Raw genomic sequence first — 13782 nt, 5'->3', positions numbered from 1 at the left:
GCATGTCGTCCTCGAAGAGCCCGGTGTCCGGCACCCCAGCGTCCCCCTCGTTCGCCGTCACCTCGCCGGCTGACATCCTGTCCTACATACCCCACGCCCTCGGCTTCATGCCTGCCCGGAGCCTCGTCGTCCTGACGACCACCGGCCGGAAGCTGGGCGCCACGCTCCGGGTGGACCTGCCGCCGGACGGAGCGGACGCGCTCGCGTTCGCCGCAGGTGTCCTGTCGTACCTGCGCGGCGACACCGACCCGGACGGCACGCTCGTGATCGTGTACGGCGACGAGGAGTGGGTGAGGCTCGCACCGGCACCGCACCAGGGGCTGGTGCTCGCCCTCGAGGCCGTCCTCGAGGGCGCGGGTCTCCCGGTCCGGGCGGGGTGGTTCGTCTCGCCGGCCGGGTGGCGGGACTACTTCTGCAGGGACGACGCCTGCTGTCCCTGGCCCGGCCGGCCCCTCGACGTCGTGGCGCACAGTGCCCTCAACGCGGAACTCATCTTCGGCGGGAGCGCCTTCGACGCGTCGGCGCCGGCAGCCGTCCTCCGTGCCGCCCCCGCGCTGGCAGGGGGAGGCTCCTCGTCCGACGCCCACCGCCACGCCATCGAGGACGCTCAGGCGCACTACGCCGCGTGCTGCTCGGGGCGCTGGACCTCGGGGCCGCAGTTCCTCGCGACCTCCGCCGTCTGGGACGCCGTCCTGCTGAACCCGGAGGAGTTCGGGGCCGGGACCGAGCCCGACGTCGCGGGTTTCCTGCTGGCGAGCATCGAGTCGCGGACGGTCCGTGACTTCCTGCTCGTGAGTGCATGCCTGGGGTCCGCGCCGGCGCTCGGCGGCGCCTGGGCCTGCGGGCTGTCCGGGTTCCGCGAGTCGTCCGGGCCGTCCGGGCCGGGAGGGCTCTCCGGCGGGGTGGCGGTCTCGGGAGGGGCCGGAGCCGGCGGCGACGAGCCCGACGACACGTCGCGCGGGCCCGGCCCCGGGCTCGGACGTGGACCCGGCGTCCCCGTCCTCCCTGCCGTCCGCGGCACCGGCGGATGGAGCGCGCGCCTTCCGACCGCCGTGGACGATGCCCGGAACCCCGTCGCCGAGGCCCTGCGGGGCGCCCCGGCAGCAGATCCGCAGGGCCGGGAGCCCTGCGACACCGGCGACGGGGGCGACGCGGGCGATGCTACGCGTTACGCCGATGTCCTGGCCGGGCGCTTCACGGGGCTGATCGCCTGGGCGCGGGTCGATGCGATGACGCAGGTCCTTGCACAGCTGGCGGCGGTGTCGGACGGCGAGTCGCGCGCCGCGGCCCTGACGATGTCGGCCTGGTTCGAATACGCGCGGGGGCGCGGTTCCCGGGCGGCCGTGTTCCTCGACGCCGCCGAGCAGGCGGTGCCCGGATACCGCCTCGCACGGCTGCTGGCAGAACTCCTGCACCGCGGCGGGCTACCGGCCTGGGCCCGGCGCCGCTCGACCGCATGGACCGTCGACTCCACAAGGGCGGGGTACGGAGCGCCGTGACTCCGACCGGCGGGACCGGGTGCCGGGGAGGGGCCCACGGTCAGGCGGTGATTACCGGGGCGGCGGGCAGCCGTGAGACAATGGAGGTTGAGACCCGGTTGGGTCCGTGCATCAGGACGTACCGAGCATCTCCGGAACACGTTCCGCCCCAGGGCGGATCCCGGGGAATAGCGAGGACCGAGGGACCGTTCCATAGTGGACCTGGCCCGCCGGACAGTCCTGATAACCAGCGCGGACTTGACAGGGTCATAGTGGTGTTGTCCCTCTGATGGCACCACACACCGCCGTATGAAAGGTTCTCTGTGCCGGTCAAGAAGACAGCAGCACCGGCGTCGACAGACGCCGGTACCACCACCACGAAGCGACGGGTAGCGGCCAAGAAGCCCGCCACCAAGGCTGCTTCCACCGCTGCGGCCGCGAAGGCCTCGACCACGGACGCCCAGGGTTCGGTGGACACGCTCGACGCAGCCGATCCCGCCGTCGATGCCGCAGCAGACGTCGACGCCGAGGACCTCAAGCCCGAGGCCGCCGAGACCGGCACGACCACCGGCTTTGTCTACTCGGATGCCGACGACGACGACGCGCCGGCCCAGCAGGTCGTGTCCGCGGGTGCCACCGCCGACCCCGTCAAGGACTACCTGAAGCAGATCGGCAAGGTCGCCCTGCTCAACGCCGAGCAGGAAGTCGACCTGGCCCTGCGCATCGAAGCGGGCCTGTTCGCCGAGGAGAAGATCGCGGCGGACCCGGACATGGATCCGAAGCTCAAGCGCGAGCTCGAATTCGTCATCCACGACGGCAAGCGCGCGAAGAACCACCTCCTCGAGGCGAATCTCCGGCTCGTCGTGTCCCTCGCCAAGCGTTACACCGGGCGCGGGATGCTGTTCCTCGACCTCATCCAGGAAGGCAACCTGGGCCTCATCCGTGCGGTCGAGAAGTTCGACTACACCAAGGGCTTCAAGTTCTCCACCTACGCCACCTGGTGGATCCGCCAGGCCATCACCCGCGCCATGGCCGATCAGGCCAGGACGATCCGCATCCCCGTGCACATGGTGGAGGTCATCAACAAGCTCGCCCGCGTCCAGCGCCAGATGCTGCAGGACCTCGGCCGCGAGCCCACCCCGGAGGAGCTCGCCCTCGAGCTCGACATGACGCCCGAGAAGGTCGTCGAGGTGCAGAAGTACGGCCGTGAGCCCATCTCGCTGCACACGCCCCTCGGCGAGGACGGCGACTCGGAGTTCGGCGATCTGATCGAGGACTCCGAAGCGGTCGTACCGGCGGACGCCGTCAGCTTCACGCTGCTGCAGGAACAGCTCCACTCCGTGCTCGACACCCTCTCGGAGCGCGAGGCGGGCGTCGTGGCCATGCGCTTCGGCCTCACCGACGGGCAGCCGAAGACGCTGGACGAGATCGGCAAGGTCTACGGGGTGACCCGCGAGCGGATCCGCCAGATCGAATCGAAGACCATGTCCAAGCTGCGCCACCCCTCACGGTCCCAGGTGCTGCGCGACTACCTCGACTGAGCAGGACTCCTTCGGCAGTGCAGGGCCCTTCCTCCGGGAGGGGCCCTGCGTCGTCCCCGGGCGCCCGGCCGACGACCGCCCGCCGGCCGCGGACGGGCCGGCCAGGGCCCCGAACGCGGAAAGACCCCCTCCGGTGGAGGGGGTCTTTCCGTCTGCTTCAGCGCCTGTACACGGGGCGCTCGTTGTCGAGGGGGGTTCGCGTCCTGTGGTGGTCAGTCGCCGACGACGGCGGGCTTCACGTGAAGCCGCTGCGTCTCGTCCTGCCACTCCGACGTGAGCGGCTTCAGGTTCGCTTCGACGGCCCGCGCGTGGTGGCCGCAGAACAGAAGCTCTCCACCGGAAGACTGAAGGACGGCCCGCACGTAGGCCTGGGCGCCGCATCGGTCACAGCGGTCCAGGGCAGTTAGTTCGCGAGTTGCTACTGCAGTGGTCATGAGTGTCTCCTCCTGTGGATCGTGTACTCATATAACCACTATTCGTCGGCGGCCCTTCGCAGGTTTGGCCTTCTTTCGCTCCGGGCGTACCAGGGGGTATGGGGCCCTGCAGAAACTCGCGGGGAGCACCGGCCCGCGCCTGACGGTCGGTGTCGGTACCGGGCAATAGACTGAGGATCCCATCCCTTTCGAACACACCGCCCGGTGCCCGTCCTGGTTCGTGCCCGTTCCGCCAAGGAGAATGCTCGTGACACCCCCCACATCGGACTACACAGCCCGGCACCTCTCGGTGCTCGAAGGCCTCGAGGCCGTGCGCAAGCGTCCCGGCATGTACATCGGTTCGACCGACTCCCGCGGCCTCATGCACTGCCTCTGGGAGATCATCGACAACTCCGTGGACGAGGCCCTGGCCGGGCACGGGCAGAGCATCAGGGTGATCCTGCATGCGGACGGGTCCGTGGAGATCCACGACGACGGCCGGGGCATCCCCGTGGACATCGAGCCCAAGACCGGCCTGACCGGCGTGGAGGTCGTCTTCACCAAACTGCATGCCGGCGGCAAGTTCGGTGGTGGCTCCTACACCGCCTCGGGCGGCCTCCACGGCGTCGGGGCGAGCGTCGTCAACGCGCTGTCGTCCCGCCTGGACGTCTTCGTGGACCGCGGCAGCAAGACCTATGCCATGTCGTTCCGCCGGGGAGAGCCAGGGCTCTTCAAGGACGCCAGGACGCCGTCACCCACGTCGTCCTTCGAGCCCTTCCTGGACGGCTCCCGCCTCGAGATCGTCGGGACGGCCAAGCGGGGCGTCACCGGAACGCGCATCAGGTACTGGGCCGACCGCCAGATCTTCACGCCCGATGCCGCCTTCTCCTACGAGGAGCTGCAGACCCGCGCGCGGCAGACGTCGTTCCTCGTCCCGGGGCTGCGCCTCACGCTCCGGGACGAGCGGAAGCTCCCGGGCACGCCGGGGGAGTCGGGGCCGGTGGAGGAGGTCTTCCAGCACGACGGCGGCATCTCCGAGTACGCGGAGTTCTTGGCGCTCGACCCGGCGGTGACCGACGTCTGGCGCTTCCAGGGCTCGGGCCGCTTCAAGGAGTCCGTGCCCGTCCTCGATGATCGCGGACACAGCCGGATGGCCGAGGTGGAGCGGCACTGCGACGTCGACATCGCCCTGCGCTGGGGCATCGGCTACGAGACGACGGTCCGCAGCTATGTCAACATCATCGCGACCCCGAAGGGCGGAACCCACCAGACCGGCTTCGAGCAGGCCCTGCTGAAGACCTTCCGCAAGGTGATCGAGGCCAATGCGCGCAAGCTGAAGGCGGGCAGCGACAAGATCGAGAAGGACGACGTCTTCGCGGGGCTGACGGCCGTCCTCACGGTGCGTCTGGCCGAACCCCAGTTCGAGGGACAGACCAAGGAGATCCTCGGGACCTCGGCGGTGAAGGCCATCGTCGCGAAGGTCGTGGAGACGGAGCTGCAGGCCCGCCTGTCCTCCTCCGCCCGCAACGACAAGGCGCAGTCGGCCCTGCTGCTCGAGAAGGTCGTCGCCGAGATGAAGTCACGCATCTCGGCGAGGGTGCACAAGGAGACGCAGCGGCGGAAGAACGCCCTCGAGACGTCGACCATGCCGGCCAAGCTCGCCGACTGCCGCATCGACGATCCGGAGCGCTCCGAACTGTTCATCGTCGAGGGTGACAGCGCACTCGGCACCGCGAAGAACGCGAGGTCCTCCGACTACCAGGCGCTCCTGCCGATTCGGGGGAAGATCCTCAACGTGCAGAAGGCCTCCGTGGGCGACATGCTCTCCAACGCGGAATGCGCTGCCCTCATCCAGGTCATCGGGGCCGGGTCCGGGCGGAGTTTCCAGCTGGACGCGCGCCGCTACGGCAAGGTGATCCTCATGACCGACGCGGATGTGGACGGCGCCCACATCCGCACGCTGCTCCTCACCCTGTTCTTCCGGTACATGCGGCCGCTCGTCGAGGCCGGCCGGGTCTACGCCGCCGTCCCACCCCTGCACCGCGTCGAGGTGATCAACGGCGGGTCGAAGGCGAACGAGATGATGTACACGTACTCGGAGGCGGAGCTGACGCGCCTCCTGGCTGCGCTCGAGAAGAAGGGCAAGCGGTACAAGTCGCCCATCCAGCGCTACAAGGGACTGGGCGAGATGGACGCCGACCAGCTGGCGGAGACCACGATGGATCCGCGCCACCGGACCCTGCGGCGGGTGCTCATCCAGGAGGCCGAGTCGGCCGAGAACGTCTTCAACCTCCTGATGGGCAGCGACGTGGCCCCGCGCAAGGACTTCATCATCGCGGGGGCCGCATCCCTGGACCGGGACCGCATCGACGCCTGACGCGTGCCCGCGGCGCGGTCCACCGATCAGGCCGGGCCGCTGCGGTGGCAGCGGGGCAAGGTCGGGCCGGAGCCGCTCAGCCCAGCAGTTCCGGTGCCACCAGCAGCACCGGGGGCACCACGAGGAGCAGGCCGGCCGTGGACAGGGCGAGGCCCTGCTGGAGGCGGCCCAGCGGCGGCAGGGGAGTGAGCAGCCGGCGGAGCCGATGCGCCGTCGACCGTGCGTCGGCGACCCCGCCGGTGACGGCGGCCGCAGCGGGGGTCACCCCGGTCCCTCCCTCGTCCGCGAGGGGGTCGTCGAGCTCGTCCCGCGAGGGCGGGAGCGCACCCGAACCGACGATGGCGATGGCGCGCACGAGCGTGGGTTCGTCGACGTGGCGCAGGGCCTCGTCGTCGGCGAGCATCTCGATCAGTTCGCTGACGGCACGCTGCGCGAGCTGCGACGTCGGCAGCCAGGGCAGCGCCGCACGCCACGCGGCGAAAGCCCACAGCAGCAGGTGGTGCCGCTGGTGCAGGTGCGCGTTCTCGTGCGTGAGGACCGCGTCGAGCTCGGCGCGGCTGAGGAGGCCCATGAGGCCGTCCGACATGACCGTCACGGACCGGGCCCCGCCGGGAAGGCAGTAGGCCACGGGGGCCGGATGACTGATCACGAGTGTGGCGGGCTGGTCGGCGGCGGGGGAGCTCAGCAGGGTGAGCATGTCCCGGTGGCGCCGGCGCTGCCGGCGGATGCGGACGAAGGTCAGCGCCAGGGTGAAGAGGAGGTGTCCGAACAGCAGGGTCGCCGCGCTGATCGCGAAGACGTGGATCACGCCGAGGGTCGCGGCGGAGTCCTCATCGACCAGGATGCCGAAGAAGCCCGCCGAGGCCGAGACGAGGTTGTCGCCGAGTGGCTCGAGCCCCCAGACGAGCATCGCCCCGATCATGGACAGTCCGCCGGCGAGGGCGATCGACTGCCAGAGGATCATCGCGGTGAACGGGGCCCGCGCGGGCCACGAGGCGCGTGAGAGCGCGATCGGGGCCGGCCACGCGAGGATGATCGCGAGGGCCGCGAGCAGGTAGGAGGCCCAGAACACCGAAGGGTCAGCTGCCGCCGAGCAGCCTGCGGAGGGTCTCGGCCTCGGCCGCGGAGACGCTGCCGATGAACCGGGCGAGGACGGCTTCGCGGTCCGGCGCCGTCACGAGCACCTCGTGCATGAGCTCCGCCGTGTGGTCCTCACGACTCGTCACGGACCGGTAGCGGTGCGGGCGGCTGTCGCGCTCCCGCTCCACGAGGCCCTTCTTCTCGAGGCGCGACAGCACGGTCAGGACCGTCGTGACCGCGAGCTCGCGTCCGACCTCCCCCGACGGCGCCTCCGCGATCGCATCCCGCAGGGCGTTGGCGTTCATCGCCTCCGGTGTCGCCCACAGGAGGTCCATCACCGTGCGTTCGAGGTCTCCGAGCGTTGCCATGTTCTTCCTTCGATCAGTGCACGACCGGAGCCCGTCCCGGGTCCCGATCCGCCCCGGCGAGGGGCGATGAAGCGTGGTGCATCCAACGTACAGCGTCGGCGCGGACATTTCTACTCCACGTAGAAATGCGCCCCGATTTGTTCTACGATGTGTAGAAGAACTTTTCTACAGCGTGTAGAAATTGCGCGTCGCCGGCGCTCGGCGTTGCTGAAAGGGTCCGATGGAAGCCTTGGAGATCGCCCGGTGGCAGTTCGGGATCACGACCGTCTACCACTTCCTGATGGTCCCGCTGACCATCGGGCTGGGTCTGCTGGTCGCGATGATGCAGACCCAGTGGCACCGCACGGGCCGGGAGCACTACCTCCGGATGACGAAGTTCTGGGGGAAGCTCTTCCTCATCAACTTCATCATGGGCGTCGCCACCGGCCTCGTGCAGGAGTTCCAGTTCGGCATGGCGTGGAGCGAGTACAGCCGTTTCGTCGGGGACGTCTTCGGGGCGCCGCTGGCGATGGAGGCGCTCCTGGCCTTCTTCGTCGAGTCGACGTTCCTCGGTCTCTGGATCTTCGGCTGGAACCGCCTGCCCCGGCTGATCCACCTGCTGTCGCTCTGGGCCGCCGTCCTCGCCTCCGTCTTCTCCGCCTACTTCATCCTCGTGGCGAACTCGTGGATGCAGCACCCGGTGGGCGTCGAGATGGTCGACGGCAGGCCCGTGATGGTCGACGCGTGGGCTGTCTTCACGAACAACACGGCCCTCGTCGCGTTCCCCCACACCCTCTTCGGCGCCCTCGCGGTGGCCGGTGCCTTCCTCCTGGGCATCAGCTGGTACCACCTGTGGAAGCGGCGCCACGACGGTCTCGACACCCTCGGTGCGGACGGCACCCTCCTCGTCCGCGATCAGGCGGGTGCCCGGGACGCCGTGGACCACAAGGTCTGGCTCCGTTCCGCGCGGGCCGGCGCCGTCGTCGCCATGATCGCGTTCGCCGGCACCGGCATCACGGGTGACCTGCAGGGCAAGCTCATGTTCGACCAGCAGCCCATGAAGATGGCCGCCGCGGAAGCCGCCTGCCACGACGGCACGGGCTTCTCGATCCTCTCCGTCGGCAATCTCGGCGCCCAGAGCTGTGACGACATCACCGCCGTCATCGAGGTGCCCGGCGTGCTCTCGTTCCTCGCCAACGGGGACTTCACCACCGAGGTCAAGGGCGTGAACACCCTGCTCCCCGAGTACCAGGAGAAGTACGGCACCACGCTGCCGGACGACCCCATGTACGGCGAGCGCGCAGGCACCGAGATCGACTACCTGCCCGTCATGGAGGTCACCTACTGGGGCTTCCGCATCATGATCGGCTTCGGCGCGATCGCCGCCGCGGCGGCCGCGGCCGCCCTGTGGGTCCTCCGCAGGGGCACCGTGCCGGAGTCCCGGTGGCTCATGCGCCTCGCGGTGTTCGGCATCCTCGCTCCGTTCGGCGCGAACTCCGCGGGCTGGATCTTCACCGAGATGGGGCGGCAGCCGTTCGTCGTCGCGCCCAACCCTGACGCCTCCGGCATCGACAGCGTCTTCATGTTCACCGCAGCGGCGGTCTCGCCCGGGGTCTCCCTCGCCGAACTGGTCGTCTCGCTCATCGCCCTCACGGCGGTCTACGCCGTCCTGCTCGTGGTCGAGGTGCGGCTGCTGTTCACCTACGTCCGCGGCGGCACCGCCTCGGCCATGCCGGAACTGGCACGCGCCGGAGCCGATCCGTCGACCGGCGGGAAGGACGACGGCGATGTCCTCGCCTTCGCGTACTGACCCGACCGGCCCGACGCCGCTCCCTTCTCCCCGCCCCCACTCGCCCGGAAGGTCCCCGTCATGACCGAGGCACTGCCCACCCTCTGGTTCGTCCTCATCGCCGTGCTCTGGGCGGGTTACCTCTTCCTCGAGGGGTTCGACCTCGGCGTCGGCATGCTCATGAAGCTGATGGCCAGGAACGACACGCAGCGGCGCGTCCTGCTGAACACGGTCGGCCCGGTCTGGGACGGCAACGAGGTCTGGCTCGTCACCGCCGTCGGCGCGACGTTCGCCGCCTTCCCGTCCTGGTACGCGTCGCTGCTGTCGGCGCTCTACCTGCCCTTCCTGTGCGTGCTGCTCGGCCTGATCTTCCGGGCCGTGGCCTTCGAATGGCGCGGCAAGCGGGACAGCGACGCCTGGCGCGGCCGCTGGGACTGGGCCATCGCCCTCGGCTCCTTCACCGCGGCGGCGGGGATCGGTGCGGCCCTCGCGCTGACGACGACGGGACTCCCGCTCGACGCCGACGGGAACCGCGTGGGCGGGGCCTTCGCGTGGGCCACCGCGCCGGCGTTCCTCGGTGCGGCCGCCGTGGTGCTGTTCTGCCTCGTGCATGCGGCGGCATTCATCGGGCTGAAGACCGAGGGGCGTGTGCACGACCAGGCCGAGCGCCTGGTCCGTCGGCTCCTGCCCGTCGCAATGGTTCCGTTCCTGGGGTGGGCCCTCCTCGTCCAGCTGGACACCGGGTCGGCCGTCACCTGGCTGGCCGTGGTGCTCGCCGTCGTGGCCGTCACCGCCGCCCACCGCTGCTCGGTCTCGGGGCGCGACGGTCGCGCGTTCGCGTCGCTCGGCGCCGGGATGCTCGCGCTCGTCGGGTCGGTCTTCGGCGCGGTGTTCCCGGTCGTGCTGCCCTCCACCCTGGACCCGGCCTTCGACCTGACGGTGCAGAACGCCTCGTCGTCGGCCTACACGCTCGGCCTGATGAGCGTCGTCGCATGCTTCGGGCTGCCCCTCGTCCTCGCGTACCAGGCATGGACGTACTGGGTGTTCCGCCGGCGCGTGTCGGAGGCGAGCATCCCCGCAGCGCACGCCGTGGCCCCCCTGTGAGTGTCAGCGCCCCTCCTGCCGCGCCGGCGGCCCGACGCTCCTCTCCGCTCGCCGTCCTGGCGTCGGGCGGACCGGCTGGGTCGACCGGCGCCCCCGGCGCTCCGACGGCCGTCTACCTCCTCGGCGTGCTCGCCGCCGCCCGCGCCGCCGGCCTGGTGCTCACGGCCCAGGCCCTCGCACTCGGCATCGCGTCCCTCGCCGGTGGCGCGCTGGACGTCCGGGCCGTCCTCCTCCAGGGCGCGCTCGGCGCCGCGCTGCGAAGTGTCGCGGCGTGGGGGCAGGACGCGACCGCCGCGCGCCTCGCCCTCGGGGCCAAGGAGGGCCTGCGCGAGGCGGCCCTGCTACGCGTGCTCGACGACGGCGGCACCACGCGGGCCGACACCGCCGGCAGCGGGCAGGGCTCCCTCGCCGTGCTGCTGACCCGCGGTCTCGACGGCCTCGACAAGTACTACACGCAGTACCTGCCCGCACTGATCACCTGCGCCGTCGTCCCCCTGCTCGTCGGCACGCGGATCCTCCTCGCCGACTGGGTCAGCGCCCTCATCATCGTGCTCACCGTTCCGCTGGTCCCCGTGTTCATGGCGCTGATCGGCCTGCACACGCAGGAGCGCACGCAGGAGGCGGCCGCCGCGCTCGGACGCCTGTCCGACCACCTCCTGGAGCTGGCGAGGGGGCTTCCCGTCCTCGTGGGCCTCGGCCGTGCCGCCGAGCAGACCCGGGCGCTCCGCGACATCGCCGGCACGTACACGTCCCGGACCATGACGACCCTCCGCACCGTGTTCCTCTCGTCCCTCGCCCTGGAACTGATCAGCACCATCTCGGTGGCCGTCGTCGCCGTGTTCGCGGGAGTGCGCCTCATCCACGGCGACCTGGGCCTGGAGACGGCGCTGGTCGCGCTGATCCTGGCCCCGGAGTGCTACGGACCGCTGCGCGACGTCGGTGCGGCGCACCACGCCAGCGAGGACGGCGAGGAGGCCGGCGCCCGGGTCCGAGCGGTCATCGCCGCTCCGCCCGCCGGGGGCTCCGCACCGGTGGGCGTTCCGTCCTCCGCACCCGCGTCGTCGGTGCCGTCGTCCGTCTCGTCGTCCGTCTCGTCGTCCGTCTCGTCGTCCGTGCCGGACGGCATCCGCGTCGATGACCTCACGGCCCGGTACGACGGCGTCCTCGAGCCGGTGTTCGAGCGCGTCTCGTTCGTCCTCGCCCCCGGGTCGGCGCTGGCCCTCCGGGGTCCGAGCGGGTCGGGGAAGACGACGCTCATGCGGGCGCTGGCCGGGGGAGCGGCGATCCCGTCGGGCCTGCGGCTGGAGGGCCGCATCGACGGTCTGCCGGAAGGCGGCATCGCGTGGGTCCCCCAGCACCCGGAGCTCCTTCTGGCGACCGTCCGCGCGGAACTGGGACTGTACGCCGGGTTGCCGGTGGACGCCCCGGCCATCGACGCACAGCTCGCCGCGGTGGGCGCGGCGGCACTCGCCGACCGGCAGACCGGGGAGCTGAGTCCCGGCGAGACCCGGCGCGTCGCCGTCGCACGGGCCCTGCTCCGGGCGCAGGACCCGGCGGTCCGCCTCCTACTCCTCGACGAGCCGACCGCGCACGTGGACGACGACGCCTCCCGCGCCATCCGGGGGGCCATCGCGGCCCGCCGGCCCGGGCTCTCCGTCCTCCTGATAGCACACGACGACGAGACGGCCGGCCTCGCCACGGGTGAGCTCCGACTGGACGCGCGGCAGTCCCGGGCGATGCAGGGCTCGCCGTCCACCGCCCTGCCCGGTGGACGCGCGGAGGGTTCGACCACCGTCGTCGCCGCTCCTCGCGTACCTGTCCTCCCCGGCCCCGCGCAGGGCCGGTCCGCCCTGCAGGACCCGACCGGTCCGGCTGCCGGCGCCTCTGCCGCCTCTGCCGCGTCCGGCGCCCGCACCGGGCCGTCGGAAGCCGACGCGGCGGGATCGAGCGCCCTCGGACGCCTGTCCCGGCTCCGGTCGGGGCGTGACGTCCTGCACCTCGTCCGGCCGTGGGACCGCCGCTTCCTCGCAGCCGCCGCACTGGGGCTCGGTGCCTCCGTCTTCGCGGTCGCGCTCACCGCGCTCAGCGGCTGGCTCATCGTCCGGGCCGCCGAGCAGCCGCCGATCCTCTACCTCCTCACCGCCGTCGTCGGGGTGAGGTTCTTCGGCATCGGACGCTCCCTGCTACGGTACGAGGAGCGCCTCTGGCTCCATCGCGCGGTGTTCCACCGGGCCGACGACACGCGCCTGCGGTTGTGGACCGGGCTCCTGGAGGCCGGGCGCTCCTGGCGTACGATCGCGCGCGGCTCCGGCGGCGTCGAGCGGCTCGTGGGGGACATCGACGAGTTGAGGGACCTCTCGGCCCGGGCACTGCTGCCCTTCGTCACCTCGGTGCTCACCGGACTCGCTGCCCTCGCCACCACGGCCGTGCTCCACCCGGCCGGTCTCGGCTGGCAGGCCGTCGGGGTAGGGGCGGCCCTCGTCGTCGCCCCGCTCGTGGCGGTCGCACGGGAGCGGGCCGCCGGTGCCGCCGCCGTGCAACTGCGCGCCGACGCCCTCGCACGCGTCACCCGCCTCCTCCGGGCAGCACCGGACCTCCGCGTGAACGGTGCCCATCGGGCCGCGCTCGCAGCGACGCGGCGGCTGGACCGCAGGGCATCGGCCGCCTCGCGCCGGTCCGCTGCCGCTGCCGGAGCGGCGACGGCGGTCGTCGTCGCGGCGAGCTGCGCAGCATCGCTCGGCATCCTCGCGGGGTCCGCCGGCCGACCCGCCGACACCACGGCCGTGCTCGTGCTGATGCAGCTCGCACTGATCGAACCCTTCGTCGCAGGAGCATCCGCGGTGCAGCACTGGGGCGCCCTCGCCACCGTCGTCCGCCGCCTCCGGCCGATGCTCGGTCCGCCCCGGGACTGGGACTCGCTCGGTGCAGAGGGCGCCGGCAGGGCCGGGGCACCCGTCCGGCGGCTCGACCTCGAGGGCGCCGCGATCGGCTACGGGCCCGGCCGGTCCGTCGTGACGGACATCGACCTCCACCTCGCACCGGGCCGCTGGACCGGCCTCACGGGACCGTCAGGCAGCGGGAAGTCGACGGTGATCGGCGCGTTGCTGGGGTTCCTGCCCCTCGAGGAGGGGCGGCTGCTCGTGGACGGCGTGCCGGACGACGGCCGCTCCGCACCGCGCATCGCGTGGTGTCCGCAGGAGAGCCACCTCTTCGACTCGAGCCTCCGCTCCAACCTTCAACTCGCACGACCGCCCGGGGACGCCGCCACCGACCGGGAACTCGAGGACGTCCTCCGCGCGGTGGGTCTCACCGAGTTCGTGGCCGGTCTCGAGCACGGGCTCGACGCGCGGGCCGGCGCGGGTGGTTCGCGGTTGTCCGGCGGTCAGCGGCAGCGGCTCGCCGTGGCCCGCGCACTCCTGACGCGGTCCGGCGTCGTCCTCCTCGACGAGCCCACCGCGCACCTCGACGCCGACGGTGCCCGCTCACTGCTGGAGGACCTGCGCCGCGGGTTGTCGGGGACAGCGGTCCTCCTGGTGACCCACGACCCCGTCGAGGCAGCACTGTGTGACGGGACGGTCGTCCTGCCGGGGACTGCCGTCCCGCCCGCCGCCATGTGAACCGGCAGGCGCAGACCGGACGGCAGCGGCCTCGCC

The 13782-nt window shown here is 71.7% G+C and carries 9 protein-coding genes; 6 read left to right on the top strand and 3 right to left on the bottom strand.

Annotation, left to right across the window (positions count from 1 at the left end; all coding sequences use genetic code 11):
• The first annotated feature begins 2 nt into the window (after positions 1 to 2).
• On the top strand, positions 3 to 1499 hold the full coding sequence (locus tag ACX80K_RS04100; protein WP_459270570.1) for a DUF4192 family protein: 1497 nt from the start codon (positions 3 to 5) through the stop codon (positions 1497 to 1499).
• Positions 1500 to 1801: 302 nt separating this feature from the next.
• On the top strand, positions 1802 to 3019 hold the full coding sequence (locus ACX80K_RS04095; RefSeq protein ID WP_459270569.1) for an RNA polymerase sigma factor: 1218 nt from the start codon (positions 1802 to 1804) through the stop codon (positions 3017 to 3019).
• Between the two features lie 212 nt (positions 3020 to 3231).
• Here ACX80K_RS04095 and ACX80K_RS04090 read toward each other — a convergent pair whose 3' ends face one another.
• Entirely contained in the window at positions 3232 to 3453 is a 222-nt protein-coding gene (locus ACX80K_RS04090) for a DUF7455 domain-containing protein (RefSeq protein ID WP_104179434.1), read from the bottom strand.
• Between the two features lie 247 nt (positions 3454 to 3700).
• Between ACX80K_RS04090 and ACX80K_RS04085 the strand changes: the two genes are divergently transcribed.
• Positions 3701 to 5809 (top strand): DNA gyrase/topoisomerase IV subunit B, encoded by a 2109-nt coding sequence (locus ACX80K_RS04085; RefSeq protein WP_459270568.1) that lies wholly within the window; start codon positions 3701 to 3703, stop codon positions 5807 to 5809.
• Positions 5810 to 5885: 76 nt separating this feature from the next.
• On the opposite strand, the gene ACX80K_RS04080 is transcribed toward ACX80K_RS04085, so the two are convergent.
• Positions 5886 to 6881: a M56 family metallopeptidase gene (locus ACX80K_RS04080; protein ID WP_459270567.1), complete on the bottom strand. Its 996-nt coding sequence runs from the start codon at positions 6879 to 6881 to the stop codon at positions 5886 to 5888.
• Positions 6882 to 6888: 7 nt separating this feature from the next.
• On the bottom strand, positions 6889 to 7257 hold the full coding sequence (locus ACX80K_RS04075) for a BlaI/MecI/CopY family transcriptional regulator (RefSeq protein WP_459270566.1): 369 nt from the start codon (positions 7255 to 7257) through the stop codon (positions 6889 to 6891).
• Positions 7258 to 7477: 220 nt separating this feature from the next.
• Between ACX80K_RS04075 and ACX80K_RS04070 the strand changes: the two genes are divergently transcribed.
• The 3 genes from ACX80K_RS04070 to cydC are packed head-to-tail and all read left to right on the top strand — an operon-like array spanning position 7478 to position 13746.
• Complete coding sequence (locus ACX80K_RS04070; RefSeq protein ID WP_459270565.1) at positions 7478 to 9046, top strand: cytochrome ubiquinol oxidase subunit I; 1569 nt, start codon at positions 7478 to 7480, stop codon at positions 9044 to 9046.
• A 60-nt stretch (positions 9047 to 9106) separates the two neighbouring features.
• Entirely contained in the window at positions 9107 to 10129 is a 1023-nt protein-coding gene (gene cydB, locus ACX80K_RS04065; protein ID WP_459270564.1) for a cytochrome d ubiquinol oxidase subunit II, read from the top strand.
• Positions 10126 to 13746, top strand: a complete 3621-nt coding sequence (gene cydC / locus ACX80K_RS04060; protein WP_459270563.1) for a thiol reductant ABC exporter subunit CydC — start codon at positions 10126 to 10128, stop codon at positions 13744 to 13746. Before cydB ends, cydC begins: the two co-directional genes overlap by 4 nt.
• The last annotated feature ends 36 nt before the right edge of the window (positions 13747 to 13782 follow it).

The organism is Arthrobacter sorbitolis (assembly GCF_054510995.1).
Note: the sequence above shows the minus strand (reverse complement) of the source record. Positions and strands in the feature narration are given on the sequence as shown.